We start from the raw sequence: 17,594 nt of genomic DNA on the forward strand, positions 1-17,594 counted from the left end.
GGTTATCTATATTTGAATTCGAACATTAATGTTCATTTGTGAAAATGGTAGCCCATAAATACGCGCACATCCAGTCAACTTCGATTGAAAATACTGATCGAAGGGCGGGGAAAGGAAAATTTTCGAACATTTAAAGCAAAAGATCGCAGCCTCCGGCAGCTCCTACAGGGGTGAGTGAACCTGTAGGAGCTGCCGAAGGCTGCGATCTTTTGAGGCAGAAAGCCTTAAACGACTTCCAACCGAATCTTGTGCTGACTCAACAACTGCGCCAACGCCGGCACGGGTGGCTGATCAGTCACCAGGCAATCGATCAGGCTGATCGGCCCCAGGCGAATCATGGCATTACGCCCGAACTTGCTGGAATCCGCCGCGAGTATCACCTGCCGGGCATTGGCAATGATCGCCTGGGAAACCCGCACTTCCTGATAGTCAAAATCCAGCAGGCTGCCATCTTCATCAATGCCACTGATCCCGACCAGGGCAAAGTCGACCTTGAACTGGTTGATGAAGTCGACACTGGCCTGGCCCACCACGCCGCCGTCTCGGCGCACATTGCCGCCGGTCAGCAGCACGTCGAAGTCATCCTTGGCGCTGAGCATCGAGGCCACGTGCAGGTTGTTGGTGATGATCTTCAGGTGGCTGTGGTTGAGCAGGGCGCGGGCAATCGACTCGGTGGTGGTACCGATGTTGATGAACAGCGAGGCGTGATCAGGGATTTGTGCGGCAATCGCTTCGCCAATCCGCTGTTTTTCATCGCGCATCTGGTCGGCGCGCATGGCGTAGGCGGTGTTTTCGACGCTGGAATCATAGGCTGCACCACCGTGGTAGCGGCGCAATAAATTGGCTTCCGCGAGCTGATTGATGTCGCGGCGGATAGTCTGCGGTGTGACGACGAACAGCGTAGCCATTTCCTCGATACTCACGTAGCCGCGTTCGCGGACCAGTTCGAGGATTTGCTGCTGACGGGGAGGCAGATTCATGGGGCTTCCTTTGGGCTGCCGGGCAAAATTTGCCCATGATGCCGCAGGAATCTGCTCCCGACCAGTTACATGCCGATACTGAGTGCCTTGGCTGGCTTATTCATCGCCTTCGTGGGGTTCCCAGTCGCGGGTGCGGCTCACGGCTTTTTTCCATCCGGCGTAGAGTTTTTCCTTGGCGGTTTCGTCCAGGGTCGGTTCGAATTCACGCTCGATCACCGCCTTGCCGCGCAGCTCATCGAGGCTGCCCCAGAAGCCGCAGGCAAGGCCCGCCAGGTACGCAGCGCCGAGTGCCGTGGTTTCGCGCATTTGCGGACGCTCGACCTGGGTGCCGAGGATGTCGGCCTGGAACTGCATCAGGAAGTTGTTCGCTACCGCGCCGCCGTCCACGCGCAGGGCCTTGAGGCGTTCGCCGGAGTCCTGTTGCATGGCGTCCAGGACATCGCGGGTCTGGTAGGCAATCGACTCCAGCGCGGCACGGATGATGTGATCCACGCGCACGCCGCGGGTCAGGCCGAACAGTGCGCCACGGGCATACGGGTCCCAGTACGGCGCGCCGAGGCCGGTGAAGGCGGGCACCAGGTACACGCCATTGCTGTCTTTGACCTTGTTGGCGAAGTACTCGGTGTCGTGGGCGTCATTGATGATTTTCAGTTCGTCACGCAGCCATTGAACGGTCGAGCCGCCGTTGAACACGGCGCCTTCCAGCGCGTAAGCGACTTCACCGCTCGGGCCACAGGCGATGGTGGTGAGCATGCCGTGTTGGGATTTCACTGCCTTGTCGCCGGTGTTCATCAGCAGGAAGCAGCCGGTGCCGTAGGTGTTTTTAGCCTGGCCAGGCTCGACGCACATCTGGCCGAACAGCGCGGCCTGCTGATCGCCTGCGATGCCCCCGATGGCGATGCCGCTCTTGGTGTGGCCGTAGATTTCCGAGGAGGACTTAACTTGCGGCAGCATCTCGCGCGGAATATCCAGCACCTCCAGCATTTTCGCATCCCACTCCAGGGTGTGGATGTTGAACAGCATGGTGCGCGAGGCATTGGTGTAGTCGGTGACGTGCACTTTGCCGCCGGTAAATTTCCAGATCAGCCAGCTGTCGACGGTACCGAACAGCAATTCGCCGTTGCGCGCACGCTCGCGGCTGCCTTCGACGTTGTCGAGGATCCACTTGAGCTTGGTTCCGGAGAAGTAGGGGTCGGTGACCAGGCCGGTGGTGTCGCTGATGTATTGCTCGTGGCCGTCGCGCTTGAGCTGCTGGCAGATCTCGGTGCTGCGCCGGCATTGCCAGACGATCGCGTTGTAGATCGGCCGGCCGGTGGTCTTGTCCCAGACCACGGTGGTTTCGCGCTGGTTGGTAATACCAATGGCGGCCACCTGGTCGTGGTGCAGGCCGGCTTGCGCCAGGGCTTCGACCATCACGGCGCTCTGGGTGGCGAAGATTTCCATCGGGTCATGCTCGACCCAACCGGCTTGCGGGTAATGCTGCACGAATTCGCGCTGGGCGGTGCACACCACGTTTGCATCACGGTCGAAAATGATCGCGCGCGAGCTGGTCGTGCCCTGATCAAGGGCAATGATGTAGTTCTTATTCTGAATGTCGGTCATGTCGATTGCCTTGGGACGAATAAAAGGGAGTGGAGTCAGGCGCGGGACCAGATTGGCAGGATCACGCGCCTACGGTATCAAGAAGTGCGCGGTTTGCCGTCAATGGCCGGTACTGCATCCGTGGTCTCGGGCGCGGCGCTGGGCAGATGACGGGCAATCAGCCCGCGATAGGCGGCAGCGCCGAGGCAGGCACCGACAATCGGTGCAAAAATCGGAATGAGGAAGTAGGGGATATCACGCCCTCCGGTCAGGGAAATTTCACCCCAGCCGGTGAAAAAAGTCATCAGTTTCGGACCGAAGTCCCGGGCCGGGTTCATCGCAAAACCGGTCAGCGGGCCCATCGAGCTGCCGATCACCGCGATCAGCAAGCCGATCAGCAGCGGGGCCAACGGGCCCTTGGGCAAGCCGTTGTTGTCGTCGGTGAGGGACATGATGACGCCCATCAGGATGGCAGTGATGATGACTTCAACCAGAAACGCCTGGGCCGTGGACAGGGCCGGGTGCGGGAAGGTCGAGAACACCGAGGCCAGTTCCAGGCTTGCCTGGGTGCCGCGAACCATTTGGTGGGTTTGTTCGTAATCGAAGAACAGGTTGCTGTAGAGCGTGTAAACCAACAAGGCGCCACAGAAGGCACCGGCGACCTGGGCGAGGATGTAAAAGGGCAGTTTGCGCTTTTCGAAGTCAGTAAAGATGCACAGCGCGATGCTGACGGCGGGGTTGAGGTGAGCCCCGGAAACGCCGGCGGTCATATAGATCGCCATGCTCACGCCGACACCCCAGATGATGCTGATTTCCCACAAGCCGAAGCTGGCACCCGCGACCTTGAGCGCAGCCACACAACCGGTGCCGAAAAAGATAAGCAGGGCAGTGCCCAGGAACTCGGCCATGCACTGGCTCGAGAGCGGCGGTTGTTGTAAAGCAGTTGTCATTAAAAACCTCGTTGTTGTTTTTGTCTGTGTGTTGCGTAGGGTCATTCGTGCAGCATTCGTATTCGAAAAAATATAGACAAGAAACACTGCTGTCAAAGGTCGAAAGTGAACCATCGGTCACATTTCAACTATTAGTCATGTGAATGATCCTATTGTTCACCCGGCAGGAGGAATGCGGACGAGTGGTAAACCGCTGCTGCGCACCGATGAAACAGTGGCGCGATAGAGCCTTTTAGGGGGCAATGACCTAGAATCCGCCAGTGGATTTTTCCACCGCCGCCCAGTCTGGAGCTGACATGACCCCCGCATTGGATTTGTTGAAAAAAGTTCGAGCCGAACATCGTGTGCACAGTTACGAACATGATCCCAAGGCCGCTTCTTATGGTTTGGAGGCCGCGGAGAAGCTCGGCCTTGATCCGGCACAGGTGTTCAAGACATTGCTGGCGGCCAGTGAAAAAGGCGAACTGTTGGTGGCGGTGGTGCCGGTCGTCGGAAGTCTCGACTTGAAGGGCTTGGCGCACGCTGCGGGGGTGAAGAAGGTCGAGATGGCAGATCCTGCGGCAGCGCAGCGCTCGACCGGGTATTTGCTGGGGGGGATCAGCCCGCTGGGGCAGAAGAAGCGCTTGCGCACTTTTATCGATAATTCAGCTCAGGTGTTTGACAGCATCTTTGTCAGTGCGGGGCGCAGGGGGCTGGAAGTGGAGCTGGCTCCTGCGGTGCTGGCCGAGCATACCCAGGCGAAGTTTGCGGATATCGGGCGTGCCTGACACCGCTCCTGTAGGAGCGAGCTTGCTCGCGAAAGACTGCAGTGCGCCGCTGGGTATCAGGATCTTCGCGTAATCGTTAACGTCCATCGCGAGCAGGCTCGCTCCCACAGGGGAACGAGCCGGTTCAACTGCGCTTGGCTCAGCTGGCTGTGCTGTAGCGGCGCACGCCGGTCTCGGTTGCCGGAATCTGCGCCGCCGTGCTGCCGGAGGCCTGGAACAACACCAGGTGTTCGGCCGCGACACGAATGCCCACTTCAGCACCGACCAGATGATCGGCGTGGCTCGGGAAAATCGACTCCAGCTGTGCACCCGTCGGCAATTGCAGGCGATACAAGGTCGAAGCCCCCTGGAACGACTTGCCGACGATCCGCGCTCTCAAGCCGCTGTCCGGTGCATAAACGATATCGTCGGGACGCAATAGCACGTCCACGGCGCCGCCGACCGGCCAGGTATACGCCCGATTACCGCGCAACTCGCCCAGTTCGGTCTGCACCGACTCGGGACTGTCCAGCCTGCCGCGAATGAAATAGCCCTGGCCGATGAAGCTTGCGACATAAGGTGTCAGCGGTTCGTGGTACAGGTTGTAGGGCGTGTCCCACTGCTCCAGGCGCCCCTCCTTGAATACCCCTACATGATCGCTGACGGCGAAGGCTTCTTCCTGGTCGTGGGTCACCAGAATCGCGCTGGTGCCACGGGCCTTGAGGATGTCGCGCACCTCATGGCTGAGCTTGCGTCGCAACTCGCCATCAAGGTTGGAAAACGGTTCGTCGAGCAGCAGCAATTGCGGCTCCGGCGCGAGGGCGCGGGCCAGGGCGACACGCTGCTGCTGGCCACCGGAAAGCTCATGCGCAAAGCGTTTGCCGAGGCCTTTGAGGTTGACCAGTTCCAGCAACTCTTCGGTCACACGATCTTTTTGCGGGTGCTTGCGAATGCCGAAAGCGATGTTTTCGGCGACGCTCAGATGCGGAAACAGCGCGTAATCCTGGAACACCATGCCGATCCGGCGTTTCTCCGGCGCGAGGGTGAATCCGGCGCTGGAGATCGTCTCGCCCGCCAGGGTAATTTCCCCTTCGTGCACCGGTTCGAAGCCGGCAATGGCGCGCAGGGTGGTGGTCTTGCCGCAGCCCGAAGAGCCCAGCAGGCAACCGATATCACCGGCATTCAAATGCAGGTTGAGGTTCTGCACGACTCGCTGGTCTTGATAGCCGCAGGCGAGGTTGCGCAGGTTTAGCAATAATGGCTGGCTCATGCGTGGTGGTACGCCGGTTCGACGAGAAATTCGAGCAGGGCCTTCTGTGCGTGAAGACGGTTTTCGGCCTGATCCCAGGCGACCGAGCGCTTGTCATCGAGCAGGTCGAGGCTGATTTCCTCGCCACGGTGGGCAGGCAGACAGTGCATGAACAGCACGTCCGGAGCGGCCAGGTCGAGCAGCGCACGGTTGACCTGGAAGGGAGCAAACAGCTTGAGACGCTTGGCGGTTTCTTCTTCCTGGCCCATGGAGGTCCAGACGTCGGTGCTCACCAGGTGCGCACCGTGTACGGCGTCTTTCGGGTCGCGGACGATGGTCACACGATCGCCGGCCTTGGCCACGAATTCCGGATTGGGCTCATAGCCTACCGGGCAGGCAATGCGCAACTGGAAGTCGAACTGGATCGCCGCTTCTATATAGCTGTTGCACATATTGTTGCCGTCGCCGATCCAGGCCACGGTCTTGCCCTGGATCGAGCCCCGGTGTTCGAGGAAGGTTTGCATGTCGGCCAGCAACTGGCACGGGTGCAGGTCATCGGACAGGCCATTGATGACCGGCACGCGGGAGTTGGCGGCGAATTCGGTCAGGGTGCTGTGGGCGAAGGTCCGGATCATCACCGCGTCAAGCATGCTCGACATAACGATCGCGCAGTCACTGATCGGCTCGCCGCGACCCAGTTGGGTGTCGCGCGGCGACAGGAAGATCGCCTGGCCACCCAGCTGAATCATGCCGGCTTCGAACGAGATACGGGTGCGCGTCGAGGACTTCTCGAAGATCATCCCGAGTACGCGGTTTTTCAGAGGCTCGAACAGTACGCCGCGGTTACGCAGGTCCTTGAGCTCAACGCCTCGACGGATCACGCTGACCAGCTCTTCGGGCGTGCAATCCATCAGGGAGAGAAAGTGCCTTGCGCTCATCATTGACTACCTTTTTGCAACAGACCGCAGATACTCAAAGCCTTGTTTAACTGAAAAACGGGCGAGACCTGCGGCGTAAGCCGCACGGGGCGACGAAATAGGGGAAGGCGCGATATTATAATTAAATGTCGCGTCTTACCAATAGGGCTACGGTTTTTAGGGGATTCGGAGGGGCTACGGGATTACCGCAGTAGCGCTTTTGAAGCCTGTTTCCTGACAGCAGCGCACCATTTGTACACTGCGGCCCCGGGGCTTTGCAATCAAACCGGGCAGGCAGAGTCGATTTCTGACCTTTCGTCCAGCCACGGCAACGCGCCTGTTTCTGGTCTGAAAGTTTTGCTAATACAAAGTGCTGGGTTATAACTAACGCACGAACGACGCAGGAAGCCCTTCGGAATGGAATCGAAAGAACAGCAACTCATGGAACTGCTCGGCCTCACGGCCCGCTCCCTTACTCACCTCACCGCTTCCATGACTTCGATGTCCTTCGAGCTGCTGCGCAGCAATGACGAAGTTACCAAGGCCGCCGGCCGCCGCATGATCGACCGCATGGCCACCATCAGCAGCGGCCTGGACGAACACTGGCGCCTGATCGGCGAGCTCACCGGCGTGCATGTCGGCCATGAGCAGATCGAGACCGTCCAGGAAATCCAGCAGCAACTCCCCCCCAGGCTGCCGCCGAACTGATTCCTTGTGTGCATCGGCTGGCCTGATGGCGGCCGATTCACAAGACGAACGTCGCTGGCGAAGTGGCAGGGCAGGCGCCATAGTTTTGTTCCCGCGGTCGCTATTGCCCGCCCAGAACAAGACAGAGACTGGCCATGACCAAGACTCTCCACCACCGTGCGTGCCACCTGTGCGAGGCCATCTGCGGCCTGACCATCGAAACCACTGAAGTTGAAGGCGCGGGCGTGCAAATCACTTCGATCAAGGGTGATGCCCAGGATACGTTCAGTCGCGGTCACATCTGCCCCAAGGCGGTGGCCCTGCAGGATATCCAGAATGATCCGGATCGCCTGCATCGGCCGATGCTTCGAGTGGGCAGTGAATGGCAGCCGATCGAGTGGGAGGCTGCGTTCAGTCTGGTGGCCGAGCGCCTGGCGCAGATTCAGGAGCGTCACGGACAGAATTCGGTGGCGGTCTACCAAGGTAACCCCAGCGTGCATAACTACGGGCTGATGACCCACAGCAACTACTTCCTCGGCCTGCTGAAAACCCGCAACCGCTTTTCCGCGACCTCGGTCGACCAGTTACCCCATCACCTGACCAGTCACCTGATGTACGGCCACGGTCTGCTGCTGCCGATCCCGGATATCGATCACACCGACTTCATGCTGATCCTGGGCGGTAATCCCCTGGCCTCCAACGGCAGCATCATGACCGTGCCGGACGTGGAAAAACGCTTGAAGGCCATTCAGGCCCGGGGCGGCAAAGTGGTGGTGGTCGATCCGCGGCGCAGTGAAACGGCGGCGATCGCCGACCAGCATCTGTTCGTGCGTCCCGGCGGCGATGCGGCGCTGCTGTTTGCTTTGCTCAACACCTTGTTCGCTGAGGGGCTGGCCAAGGGCAGTCACCTGCCGGTGGATGGCCTGGACGAAGTGCGTGCGGCCGTCGCGCCATTCACAGCCGAGACCATGAGCGCGCTGTGCGCGGTGCCGGCCGAGTCCATCCGCCAGCTGGCCCGTGATTTCGCCGGCGCGCCTACGGCGGTGTGCTACGGACGCATGGGGGTGTCGACCCAGGCCTTCGGAACGCTGTGCCATTGGCTGGTGCAATTGATCAACCTGGTCACCGGCAACCTTGATCGGGTGGGTGGGGCGCTATGTACCGAGCCCGCAGTGGACCTGGTGGCGTCGACTTCCGGCGGGCATTTCAATTTGTGGCAGAGCCGCGTGTCCGGGCGGCCAGAGTATGCCGGCGAGCTGCCAGTCTCGGCGCTGGCCGAGGAAATGCTCACCGAGGGCGATGGGCAGGTGCGGGCGCTGATTACCGTGGCCGGCAACCCGGTGTTGTCCACGCCCAACGGTCGCCAGCTGGAGCAGGCGCTGGATGGCCTGGAGTTCATGGTCAGTATCGACCTGTACATCAATGAGACCACGCGTTACGCCGACCTGATCCTGCCGTCGACCTCGGCCCTGGAGAACGATCACTACGACACCACGTTCAACCTGTTCGCGGTGCGCAACGTCAGCCGCTTCAACCGGGCGATCCTCGCCAAGCCTGAAGGCGCGCTGCACGACTGGGAGATTTTCGTGGGGCTGGCCCAGGCCTTTGCCGCCAGGACCGGCAAGGCGCTCAAACCGACGATTGCGCCCGCGCAGATGATCGACCTTGGCCTGCGCATGGGCGCCTATGGCGACGCTTCCGAGCACAAGTTGTCATTAGCGACCTTGTTCGATCACCCCCATGGCGTCGACCTGGGCGCTTTGAAACCCAACCTGGCGCAGCGCCTGAAAACCGCCAACCAGCGACTTCAGGCGGCGCCGCCGGTGATCCTCGCTGACCTGACACGTTTCGCTGCCCTGCAGGCGCCGGCCGCCGATGAGCTGTTGATGATTGGCCGCCGTCATGTGCGCAGCAACAACTCCTGGATGCATAACTATCACCGTCTGGTGAAAGGCAAACCGCGCCATCAGTTGCTGATGCACCCTGAAGACCTGAGCAAGCGCGGGCTGGTCGATGGGCAGCGGGTGCGGGTGAGTTCGCGGGTAGGGGTGATTGAAGTCGAGGTGATGGCGAGCCTGGACATGATGCAAGGTGTGGTCAGCTTGCCTCACGGTTGGGGCCATGCCCGCCCCGGTGTGCAGATGACCATCGCCAGCGGCCAGCCTGGCTCGAGCGCCAATGACCTGACCGATGAATGCCAGCTCGACGAACTTTCAGGTAACGCGGCGTTGAACGGCGTGCCAGTGACGGTGGCGGCGGCGTGATCGTGTCTGTCGGGGAGACCGAGCATGGCGCTCGGGTTTCCGTTACAATGCGCCACCGTGCCGACCCTTGAGTCGGAAAGTTCAGCCGAGGTGCTCCATGGATATCATCGAAACGATTAAAGAGCAGATTGCTAACAACACCATTCTGCTTTACATGAAAGGTTCGCCGAATGCCCCGCAGTGCGGCTTTTCCGCAAAAGCTGCGCAGGCCGTGATGGCATGCGGTGAAAAGTTCGCTTACGTGGACATCCTGCAGAACCCGGAAATTCGCGCCAACCTGCCAAAATACGCCAACTGGCCAACTTTCCCGCAACTGTGGGTCGGTGGTGAGCTGGTCGGCGGTAGCGACATCATGACCGAGATGGCTGCTGACGGTTCGTTGCAGACTACGATCAAGGCTGCTGTCGAAGCGGCTGCTACGACCAAGACCGAAGCCTGAAAACGATTGGCTCCGCTGTAGGAGCTGTGTAGGAGCTGTCGGGTGCAGCGAGGCTGCGATCTCGTGATTTCCGGCAACTAAAAAGCCCCGCCCTCGGAAGAGGAGCGGGGCTTTTTATTGCGGTTGATAAGTTGTGTCGAGGTCGAGTTTGAGGTTGCCATCGAAAAGATCGCAGCCTCGTTGCACTCGACAGCTCCTACAGTGCTATTACTCTTCGCCCATCTGCGACTGCAGGTAGTTCTCAAGACCAATCTTGTCGATAAGGCCCAACTGCGTTTCCAGCCAGTCGATATGTTCTTCTTCGGATTCAAGAATGTCTTCAAGCAGTTCGCGGCTGCCGAAGTCGGCAACGGTTTCGCAATGCGCGATGGCCACCTTGAGGTCGGCATGCCCGGTGCGTTCGATGCGCAGGTCACACTCGAGCATTTCCCGGGTGTGCTCGCCGATCTGCAGCTTGCCCAGGTCCTGGACGTTCGGCAGGCCTTCCAGGAACAGGATGCGCTTGATGAGCTTGTCGGCGTGCTTCATCTCGTCGATGGATTCTTTGTACTCATGCTTGCCGAGCTTGTTCAGGCCCCAATCTTCGTACATGCGCGCATGCAGAAAATATTGATTGATCGCGACCAGCTCATTGGCAAGGATCTTGTTGAGATGCTGGATGACTGTAATGTCGCCTTTCATGATGGGGTCCTGCCCTGTATTAACTGTCTATAAGGCAGAGTTTGAGCCGCTCAACTAAGAGTGTCAAACCTAAGTTATTGAAAGATAAGTGAAAATTAATCGGAATAAGAATGTTTGTGTTCCGCGTCTAGCGTCTAAGCAATTGATTTAAAGGCATAAAAAAACCGGACATGAAGTCCGGTTGTTTGAAATAGGGTATTTAAGCGGCAGTAAATTCCACCGGGAAGGGGATCGCCGCCTGGGCGGTTTGCAGCTTGGTCAGGGTTTCACGCACCACTTCCTTGGCAAGGCAGGCGCATTTACCGCATTGGCTGGCTACGCCGGTAGCCTGACGGACTTCCTTGTAGCTGCAGCAACCTTCATAGATTGCATCGCGGATTTGACCGTCGGTGACGCCAGTGCAGAGGCAGACATACATAAGTGAGAACCGTCGCTGGTTGTGACTCAATTGCGATGGATCTTAATGTTAACGAGAATGATTGTCAAAGTGGTTTATGAAAGCATCTCGTTATAAGGGCGTGTCTCTGACGAACGGTTCAGACTAACGGAATCATCGGCCACGATATTTTGTGGCGCTCGGGAAATCCGTTGGGGACAGGTTAAAAACCCAGTGTATGATTGCCGGTCCTTATGAAGCGGGTTCGTGTCACAGGGCTGTCGCCTGAAGGTGGCAGGCTGGCACCGACCCGGAACTTCACGTTTCTACACCAGGAGATATCAATGAGCGTACTCGTAGGCAAGCAAGCCCCTGACTTCACCGTACCGGCCGTACTCGGCAATGGCGAAATCGTAGACAGCTTCACCCTGTCGTCGGCCATCAAAGGCAAATACGGCCTGGTGTTCTTCTACCCGCTGGACTTCACTTTCGTTTGCCCGTCCGAGCTGATCGCTCTGGACAACCGCATGTCTGACTTCAAGGCACGCAACGTCGAAGTGATCGCAGTGTCGATCGACTCGCACTTCACTCACAACGCATGGCGCAACACCCCGGTGAACAATGGCGGTATCGGCCAGGTTCGCTACACCATGGCTGCCGACATGAAGCACGAAATCGCCAAGGCCTACGACGTTGAGTCCGAAGGCGGCGTGGCTTTCCGTGGCGCGTTCCTGATCGACGACAAAGGCGTTGTCCGTTCGCAGATCATCAACGACCTGCCGCTGGGCCGTAACATGGAAGAGCTGATCCGTCTGGTCGACGCTCTGCAATTCCACGAAGAGCACGGCGAAGTCTGCCCTGCCAACTGGAAGAAAGGCGACAAGGGCATGACGGCTTCGACTGAAGGCGTTGCTGCTTACCTGACCGAGAATGCTGCTGCCCTGTAAGGCGCATTCGAGGCAAAAAAAACCGGCCATTGCGGCCGGTTTTTTTATGGATGGGATAAACCGACTGCGTCAGTCGTTGAAGTCTTCCCAGCCGCCCATCTGCTTCCAGCGATTGACGATGCCGCAGAACAGCTCAGCGGTTTTCTCGGTGTCGTAGCGAGCCGAGTGCGCCTCACGACCGTCGAAATCGATGTCGGCGGCCTGGCAAGCCTTGGCCAGCACGGTCTGACCGTAGGCGAGACCGGCGAGGGTTGCGGTATCGAAGCTGGAGAACGGATGAAACGGGTTACGTTTCATGTCCAGGCGCGCAACGGCTGCGTTGAGGAAGCCCAGGTCGAAGCTGCTGTTGTGGCCGACCAGGATCGCGCGCTTGCAACCGTTGGCTTTGAGTGCCTTGCGGATGCCGCGGAAAATATCAGTCAGTGCAGCTTCTTCGCTCACCGCCATGCGCAGGGGGTGATCGAGCTTAATCCCGGTGAACTCCAATGCTGCCGCTTCAATGTTCGCCCCTTCAAAAGGCTCTACACGGAAGAAGTAGGTGTGGTCCGGATACACGAAGCCTTTTTCATCCATGGCAATCGTGGTGGCGGCGATTTCCAGCAGGGCGTCAGTGGCAGAGTTGAAACCACCGGTTTCAACGTCGACAACGACTGGCAGGTACCCACGGAAGCGGGCAGCCATCGGGTGGCGTGAACCACCGCCGCCTTGACCTTCCTGTTCGTCGTCGTAATGGTCTTCACTCACGCGTGTTCCTCCAGCAGGCGCCAGCGCAGTTTTTCACCGGCGCGCAGCGGGATAACGGTCAGCTCGCCAAATGGCAGGCTGGTAGGGGCGGTCCACTCCTCGCGGACCAGGGTGATGCGATCGGTGTTCGCCGGCAGGCCGTAAAAGCTCGGGCCGTTGAGGCTGGCGAAGGCTTCGAGCTTGTCCAGCGCGTTGCGTTGTTCAAATGCCTCGGCGTACATCTCGATTGCCGCATAAGCGGTGTAGCAACCGGCACAACCGCAGGCGGCTTCTTTAGCGTGCTGGGCGTGCGGCGCCGAATCGGTACCCAGGAAGAACTTGGCGCTGCCGCTGGTGGCGGCGTCGAGCAGGGCTTCCTGGTGGGTATTGCGCTTGAGGATCGGCAGGCAGTAGAAGTGCGGCCGAATCCCGCCCACCAGCATGTGATTGCGGTTGTACAGCAAGTGATGCGCGGTGATGGTTGCGCCGACGTTGGCCGAGGCTTCGTTGACGAACTGCACGGCGTCTTTGGTGGTGATGTGTTCGAACACCACCTTGAGGGTCGGGAAACGCTCGACCACTCGACGCATGTGCTCGTCGATGAAGATTTTCTCCCGATCGAAGACGTCGACATCGCCACGGGTGACTTCACCATGGATCAGCAAGGGCATACCGACTTCGGCCATGGCCTCGATTGCCGGGAAGATCTTGTCGATGCTGGTGACGCCAGAGTCCGAGTTGGTGGTGGCACCGGCCGGATACAGCTTGGCGGCGTGCACGAATCCACTGGCCTTGGCCTCGCGAATTTCTTCAGGCTGGGTGCGGTCGGTCAGGTACAGCACCATCAGCGGTTCGAACTGGCTGCCAGATGGGCGCGCGGCGAGGATCCGCTGGCGATAGCCATCGGCTTCAGCCGCATTGCGTACCGGAGGTACCAGGTTGGGCATGATGATGGCGCGACCAAAGGTGCGCGCGACATCCGCGACGGTATTGGTCAACACGGCACCATCGCGAAGATGAATGTGCCAGTCGTCGGGACGCAGCAGGGTCAGGCGGTCGGACATGAGGGGATTCCAGGCGGGTCAAACTGAGGGGAATGCTACCGGAAAAGACTCTTCCAGGCACTCGCTATCAAGTTTTGCGACAACCTTCCGATATCCAACAGGTACGCCGTAAACAAGTCGGCGTCCGTCTTTCAGTTGTCGAAGCCAGTGGAGCCTCCCGTGCGCCAGCGATATTTAGCCTTGCTCAGTGTGTTTACCAGCGTCCCCGCGATGGCGCTGACTTTCCAGACCCGCCTGGAGAACACCGAGTGGACGGTCGCCGGCGACCGGTTCGAATGCCGTCTGGCCCAGCCCATCACGGACTTCGGTGCGGGCGAGTTCGTTCGCCGCGCGGGCGAGCAGGCGGTGTTCCGTCTGACGGCCTACAACGCGATGATCGGCGGCGGGTCGGCGACGCTGCTGGCCGCTGCGGCTCCCTGGCAGCCGGGACGTGGCGACATCAACCTGGGCTCGGTGCATATCGGCAGTGGCAACGTGCTTTTTAATACGTCCCAGGTCCAGGCCGGCCGCTTGATCAGCGGCTTGCTCGACGGCCGCAGCCCGGTGATCCGGCATTCGTCAGGCGATGGGCGAGTGTCGGAAGTGCGCCTGTTACCAGTCAGGTTCAGTCAGGCGTTCAATGAGTACCAAGGCTGCGTGGCGAAGCTGTTGCCGAAGAATTTCGAACAGGTGAGGCAGTTACAGATCGGTTTTCCCGGAGAAAGCCTGGACCTCGACGCGCGCGCCAAGGCTCAGTTGCAGGTGATGCTGGAGTACATGAAGGCCGATCCAACGGTCAATCACATCGAACTCGATGGGCACTCCGACAACAGCGGCAACCGCCTGACCAACCGTGACCTGTCACGTCGCCGAGCGCTGGCGGTGATGGAGTTCTTCAAGGCCAATGGCATCCTGGAGTCGCAGGTAACCCTGCGTTTCCACGGCGAGCGGTATCCGTTGGCACCCAATACCAACGCCGCCAACCGGGCGAAGAACCGGCGGGTGGCCGTGCGTCTTGAGCGCGTGGCTGCAGACAAGGCCGCCCCTCAAGTCGCCCCGCAGACCAACACTCCCGGGGCCGCGCCTGCAACTTCCTGACCGGCGAGTCATCGTCGCGCTCTCGACAGAATCTGTCGCTTCGTCGTCATAAGCTGTCGCGCCTCTGTAAATTAACGCGCATGACCGGTAGACTCGACGGCTTTCCGTAGAACCCCGTGGAGTGATGGCATGGCGGACGTAAACAAGGTCGTTCTGGCGTATTCCGGCGGCCTGGACACTTCGGTGATCCTCAAGTGGCTGCAGGATACTTATAACTGTGAAGTGGTGACTTTCACCGCTGACCTGGGTCAGGGCGAAGAGGTCGAACCTGCACGCGCCAAGGCTCAGGCCATGGGCGTCAAAGAGATCTACATCGACGACTTGCGCGAAGAGTTCGTGCGCGATTTCGTTTTCCCGATGTTCCGCGCCAACACCGTTTACGAAGGCGAGTACCTGCTGGGTACTTCCATCGCTCGTCCGTTGATCGCCAAGCGCCTGATCGAAATCGCCAACGAAACCGGCGCTGACGCCATTTCCCACGGTGCCACCGGTAAAGGTAACGACCAGGTTCGTTTCGAACTGGGCGCGTATGCCTTGAAGCCTGGTGTGAAAGTGATCGCTCCGTGGCGTGAGTGGGACCTGCTGTCCCGTGAAAAACTGATGGATTACGCCGAGAAGCACGCGATTCCGATCGAGCGTCACGGCAAGAAGAAGTCCCCGTACTCGATGGATGCCAACCTGCTGCACATCTCCTATGAGGGCGGCGTGCTGGAAGACACCTGGACCGAGCACGAAGAAGACATGTGGAAATGGACCGTCTCCCCGGAGAAGGCTCCAGACAAGGCGCAATACCTGGAACTGACCTACCGCAACGGCGACATCGTCGCGCTGGACGGCGTCGAGATGACCCCGGCCACCGTGCTGGCGACCCTTAACCGCATAGGTGGCGAACACGGCATCGGTCGTCTGGACATCGTCGAGAACCGCTATGTGGGCATGAAGTCCCGTGGCTGTTACGAGACCCCAGGCGGCACTATCATGCTGCGCGCCCACCGGGCGATCGAATCGATCACCCTGGACCGTGAAGTGGCTCACCTCAAAGACGAGCTGATGCCTAAATACGCCAGCCTGATCTACACCGGTTACTGGTGGAGCCCTGAGCGTCTGATGCTGCAACAGATGATCGACGCATCCCAGGCCCACGTGAATGGTGTTGTGCGCCTGAAGCTGTACAAAGGCAACGTGATCGTCACCGGTCGCAAGTCTGACGAATCCTTGTTCGATGCCAATATCGCAACGTTCGAAGAAGACGGCGGAGCCTACAACCAGGCGGACGCAGCGGGCTTTATCAAGCTCAACGCGTTGCGCATGCGCATTGCCGCGAACAAGGGCCGCAAGCTGTTCTGAGCCCTGTGAGCCAATGAATGAAAGGCCTTGTCATCGACAAGGCCTTTTTTTTTGTCATTCGTGCCTGCCATCGGCGGTGCGCGTTGGTTTGCGTGTGTCCACTGGCGTCCCGCCTCGGCAGGCTTCAGATAACGTTGCGAATATCGCAAATATTGACATGGGGTTGGTTGGTGTTTGCTTGATTCTGTCCATTGTTTTTACTTGTTTGATTGTATGTTTAATTAGCAAATAGTTTGAACATTGTGGGTGTTGGCCGGTGCATGATAAGCGTCCAGAGTTGTTCGTTTAATGTGCCTGCTTTTCACTAGGATCGATCAAGGCTTTTTTCGGTAATTATTGCTCACTGTTGCGCATCTATCGTGGTTACTTCATTTGTTTTATTGTTGGTGCTGATCTGATAAGTCGTGCCGAATACGTAAATATCTGGAATTGTAAGAAATCCCCGATCTCGCATTCCGATACAAAAAAACCCGGGCAAACGGATTTTGGTGGTCAGTACCCTCACTCCTGTTCGCTCAGTTCAAGGATTTTTTGTAGGAATTTTCTTTATGTTTTGTAGGGTATGTCTCTTGGTGAGGGCGCGCAGGGGACGCACCGTGCCAAGGGTGAAACGACTAGGCTATTGTGCTGGTTCTAAAAATTCGAACAGCGAAAATTGGACTTGCCCATGAATAAAGTGCAGATCGTGGATGATCACCCCGTCATTCGTCTTGCGGTGCGTTTGCTGATGGAACGTCATGGCTACGAGGTCGTTGCAGAGACCGATAATGGTGTAGACGCATTGCAACATGCCCGCGACTATACGCCGGACATTGTCATTCTGGATATTGGGATACCGAAGTTGGACGGGTTGGAAGTCATTGCGCGGCTGGCATCTTCTGCGATGCCGATGAAAGTACTGATATTGACATCGCAGGCGCCGGGGCGTTTTTCCATGCGTTGCATGCAGTTGGGCGCTGCCGGGTATGTCTGCAAACAGCAGGATCTCACAGAGTTGTTAAGTGCGATCAAAGCGGTGCTGTCGGGCTACAGTTACTTTCCCAATCAGGCGCTGCATACAGTGCGCTCCAGTCTAGGCAATGCCAGTGAAGCCGATATGGTGGATCGGCTATCGGGGCGCGAAATGATGGTCTTGCAACAATTGGCAAGAGGAAAAACCAACAAGGAAATTGCCGACGGAATGTTCCTCAGCAACAAGACCGTCAGCACTTACAAAACCCGCTTGCTGCTTAAACTCAATGCACGCTCCCTGGTCGACCTGATCGAGTTGGCTCAACGCAATGGCCTGGTGTGAAGGCGCAGGCCCTGATCATGCTTCATACAAAGTAAAAAGCCTCCGTTTCGGGAGGCTTTCAGGTTTCACAAGTCAAAATCGTAATCGGCCAATTGCTTTTGCAGTCGGCGCTCCTCCAACATATTATCGATGGTGCGGCGCTTGCTCAGGTTGGTCTTTGCCACTTCCACCACCGGTTCGGCGTCATCAGCCTCCACGGGAGTAAAATCGTCTTCGACGTCCAATTGCTCTTTGCCAGTGCTCATAGGTTAACTCCAGGCTAAAGATGCCTT

18 protein-coding genes are annotated in these 17,594 nt (G+C 58.6%); 8 read left to right on the forward strand and 10 right to left on the reverse strand.

Features of this window, described 5'->3' with window-relative positions; translation table 11 throughout:
• Positions 1-224: 224 nt before the first annotated feature.
• The 3 genes from IMW75_RS01040 to IMW75_RS01050 all read right to left on the reverse strand — a co-directional run bounded on the left by IMW75_RS01040 (position 225) and on the right by IMW75_RS01050 (position 3,511).
• Positions 225-980 (reverse strand): DeoR/GlpR family transcriptional regulator, encoded by a 756-nt coding sequence (locus IMW75_RS01040; protein WP_045058012.1) that lies wholly within the window; start codon positions 978-980, stop codon positions 225-227.
• A 96-nt stretch (positions 981-1,076) separates the two neighbouring features.
• Positions 1,077-2,582, reverse strand: a complete 1,506-nt coding sequence (glpK, locus tag IMW75_RS01045) for a glycerol kinase GlpK (RefSeq protein ID WP_205891655.1) — start codon at positions 2,580-2,582, stop codon at positions 1,077-1,079.
• A gap of 77 nt (positions 2,583-2,659) precedes the next feature.
• Entirely contained in the window at positions 2,660-3,511 is an 852-nt protein-coding gene (locus IMW75_RS01050) for an MIP/aquaporin family protein (RefSeq protein ID WP_122840064.1), read from the reverse strand.
• Between the two features lie 296 nt (positions 3,512-3,807).
• Between IMW75_RS01050 and ybaK the strand changes: the two genes are divergently transcribed.
• Positions 3,808-4,278: a Cys-tRNA(Pro) deacylase gene (gene ybaK, locus IMW75_RS01055; RefSeq protein ID WP_045058009.1), complete on the forward strand. Its 471-nt coding sequence runs from the start codon at positions 3,808-3,810 to the stop codon at positions 4,276-4,278.
• Positions 4,279-4,417: 139 nt separating this feature from the next.
• Here ybaK and IMW75_RS01060 read toward each other — a convergent pair whose 3' ends face one another.
• Positions 4,418-5,527 (reverse strand): ABC transporter ATP-binding protein, encoded by a 1,110-nt coding sequence (locus IMW75_RS01060; RefSeq protein WP_045058008.1) that lies wholly within the window; start codon positions 5,525-5,527, stop codon positions 4,418-4,420.
• Entirely contained in the window at positions 5,524-6,444 is a 921-nt protein-coding gene (argF, locus tag IMW75_RS01065; protein ID WP_045058007.1) for an ornithine carbamoyltransferase, read from the reverse strand. Before argF ends, IMW75_RS01060 begins: the two co-directional genes overlap by 4 nt.
• A 396-nt stretch (positions 6,445-6,840) precedes the next feature.
• Here argF and IMW75_RS01070 point away from each other — a divergent pair, with 396 nt between their 5' ends.
• The 3 genes from IMW75_RS01070 (at position 6,841) to grxD (ending at position 9,813) form a co-directional block, all read left to right on the forward strand.
• Positions 6,841-7,131 (forward strand): hypothetical protein, encoded by a 291-nt coding sequence (locus tag IMW75_RS01070; protein WP_045058006.1) that lies wholly within the window; start codon positions 6,841-6,843, stop codon positions 7,129-7,131.
• Between the two features lie 134 nt (positions 7,132-7,265).
• On the forward strand, positions 7,266-9,374 hold the full coding sequence (locus tag IMW75_RS01075; protein WP_205891656.1) for a molybdopterin oxidoreductase family protein: 2,109 nt from the start codon (positions 7,266-7,268) through the stop codon (positions 9,372-9,374).
• A 97-nt stretch (positions 9,375-9,471) separates the two neighbouring features.
• A complete protein-coding gene (grxD, locus tag IMW75_RS01080; RefSeq protein ID WP_045058004.1) occupies positions 9,472-9,813 on the forward strand; it encodes a Grx4 family monothiol glutaredoxin in 342 nt (113 codons plus the stop codon).
• A 207-nt stretch (positions 9,814-10,020) separates the two neighbouring features.
• Here the strand turns inward: grxD and bfr are convergent, their stop codons facing one another.
• The gene (bfr, locus tag IMW75_RS01085; RefSeq protein WP_045058003.1) at positions 10,021-10,494 is read right to left on the reverse strand and encodes a bacterioferritin; all 474 of its coding nucleotides are present in this window, start codon (positions 10,492-10,494) and stop codon (positions 10,021-10,023) included.
• Positions 10,495-10,693: 199 nt separating this feature from the next.
• The gene (locus IMW75_RS01090) at positions 10,694-10,912 is read right to left on the reverse strand and encodes a bacterioferritin-associated ferredoxin (protein ID WP_008057530.1); all 219 of its coding nucleotides are present in this window, start codon (positions 10,910-10,912) and stop codon (positions 10,694-10,696) included.
• A 302-nt stretch (positions 10,913-11,214) separates the two neighbouring features.
• Here IMW75_RS01090 and IMW75_RS01095 point away from each other — a divergent pair, with 302 nt between their 5' ends.
• Positions 11,215-11,817 carry a peroxiredoxin gene (locus IMW75_RS01095; RefSeq protein ID WP_017340570.1) on the forward strand — a complete coding sequence of 201 codons (603 nt, stop codon included), beginning with the start codon at positions 11,215-11,217 and terminating at the stop codon, positions 11,815-11,817.
• A 69-nt stretch (positions 11,818-11,886) separates the two neighbouring features.
• Here the strand turns inward: IMW75_RS01095 and rnt are convergent, their stop codons facing one another.
• Both rnt and pyrC read right to left on the reverse strand, forming a co-directional pair.
• On the reverse strand, positions 11,887-12,561 hold the full coding sequence (gene rnt, locus IMW75_RS01100) for a ribonuclease T (RefSeq protein WP_045058002.1): 675 nt from the start codon (positions 12,559-12,561) through the stop codon (positions 11,887-11,889).
• Positions 12,558-13,604, reverse strand: coding sequence for a dihydroorotase (gene pyrC, locus IMW75_RS01105; protein ID WP_205891657.1), 1,047 nt, complete (start codon positions 13,602-13,604; stop codon positions 12,558-12,560). Before pyrC ends, rnt begins: the two co-directional genes overlap by 4 nt.
• 159 nt (positions 13,605-13,763) lie before the next feature.
• Here pyrC and IMW75_RS01110 point away from each other — a divergent pair, with 159 nt between their 5' ends.
• The 3 genes from IMW75_RS01110 to IMW75_RS01120 all read left to right on the forward strand — a co-directional run bounded on the left by IMW75_RS01110 (position 13,764) and on the right by IMW75_RS01120 (position 17,322).
• The gene (locus IMW75_RS01110; RefSeq protein WP_045058000.1) at positions 13,764-14,681 is read left to right on the forward strand and encodes a flagellar protein MotY; all 918 of its coding nucleotides are present in this window, start codon (positions 13,764-13,766) and stop codon (positions 14,679-14,681) included.
• Between the two features lie 129 nt (positions 14,682-14,810).
• Positions 14,811-16,028, forward strand: coding sequence for an argininosuccinate synthase (locus IMW75_RS01115; RefSeq protein WP_008032151.1), 1,218 nt, complete (start codon positions 14,811-14,813; stop codon positions 16,026-16,028).
• Between the two features lie 667 nt (positions 16,029-16,695).
• Complete coding sequence (locus IMW75_RS01120; RefSeq protein WP_205891658.1) at positions 16,696-17,322, forward strand: response regulator transcription factor; 627 nt, start codon at positions 16,696-16,698, stop codon at positions 17,320-17,322.
• A gap of 65 nt (positions 17,323-17,387) precedes the next feature.
• Here the strand turns inward: IMW75_RS01120 and IMW75_RS01125 are convergent, their stop codons facing one another.
• On the reverse strand, positions 17,388-17,567 hold the full coding sequence (locus IMW75_RS01125) for a PA3496 family putative envelope integrity protein (protein WP_030128194.1): 180 nt from the start codon (positions 17,565-17,567) through the stop codon (positions 17,388-17,390).
• Positions 17,568-17,594: the final 27 nt, after the last annotated feature.

Origin of the sequence: Pseudomonas gregormendelii, from assembly GCF_017114825.1 — a bacterium.
Classification (GTDB): Bacteria; Pseudomonadota; Gammaproteobacteria; order Pseudomonadales; family Pseudomonadaceae; genus Aquipseudomonas; species Aquipseudomonas gregormendelii.

Excerpts from the sequence above, each read along its gene's own strand:
- pyrC (WP_205891657.1), bottom strand. The coding sequence starts at position 13,604 with ATGTCCGACCGCCTGACCCTGCTGCGTCCCGACGACTGGCACATTCAT.
- IMW75_RS01060 (WP_045058008.1), bottom strand. The coding sequence starts at position 5,527 with ATGAGCCAGCCATTATTGCTAAACCTGCGCAACCTCGCCTGCGGCTAT.
- ybaK (WP_045058009.1), top strand. The coding sequence starts at position 3,808 with ATGACCCCCGCATTGGATTTGTTGAAAAAAGTTCGAGCCGAACATCGT.
- IMW75_RS01125 (WP_030128194.1), bottom strand. The coding sequence starts at position 17,567 with ATGAGCACTGGCAAAGAGCAATTGGACGTCGAAGACGATTTTACTCCC.
- IMW75_RS01050 (WP_122840064.1), bottom strand. The coding sequence starts at position 3,511 with ATGACAACTGCTTTACAACAACCGCCGCTCTCGAGCCAGTGCATGGCC.
- IMW75_RS01120 (WP_205891658.1), top strand. The coding sequence starts at position 16,696 with ATGAATAAAGTGCAGATCGTGGATGATCACCCCGTCATTCGTCTTGCG.
- IMW75_RS01040 (WP_045058012.1), bottom strand. The coding sequence starts at position 980 with ATGAATCTGCCTCCCCGTCAGCAGCAAATCCTCGAACTGGTCCGCGAA.
- grxD (WP_045058004.1), top strand. The coding sequence starts at position 9,472 with ATGGATATCATCGAAACGATTAAAGAGCAGATTGCTAACAACACCATT.
- IMW75_RS01070 (WP_045058006.1), top strand. The coding sequence starts at position 6,841 with ATGGAATCGAAAGAACAGCAACTCATGGAACTGCTCGGCCTCACGGCC.
- bfr (WP_045058003.1), bottom strand. The coding sequence starts at position 10,494 with ATGAAAGGCGACATTACAGTCATCCAGCATCTCAACAAGATCCTTGCC.
- IMW75_RS01095 (WP_017340570.1), top strand. The coding sequence starts at position 11,215 with ATGAGCGTACTCGTAGGCAAGCAAGCCCCTGACTTCACCGTACCGGCC.
- IMW75_RS01115 (WP_008032151.1), top strand. The coding sequence starts at position 14,811 with ATGGCGGACGTAAACAAGGTCGTTCTGGCGTATTCCGGCGGCCTGGAC.
- IMW75_RS01090 (WP_008057530.1), bottom strand. The coding sequence starts at position 10,912 with ATGTATGTCTGCCTCTGCACTGGCGTCACCGACGGTCAAATCCGCGAT.
- IMW75_RS01075 (WP_205891656.1), top strand. The coding sequence starts at position 7,266 with ATGACCAAGACTCTCCACCACCGTGCGTGCCACCTGTGCGAGGCCATC.
- glpK (WP_205891655.1), bottom strand. The coding sequence starts at position 2,582 with ATGACCGACATTCAGAATAAGAACTACATCATTGCCCTTGATCAGGGC.
- argF (WP_045058007.1), bottom strand. The coding sequence starts at position 6,444 with ATGAGCGCAAGGCACTTTCTCTCCCTGATGGATTGCACGCCCGAAGAG.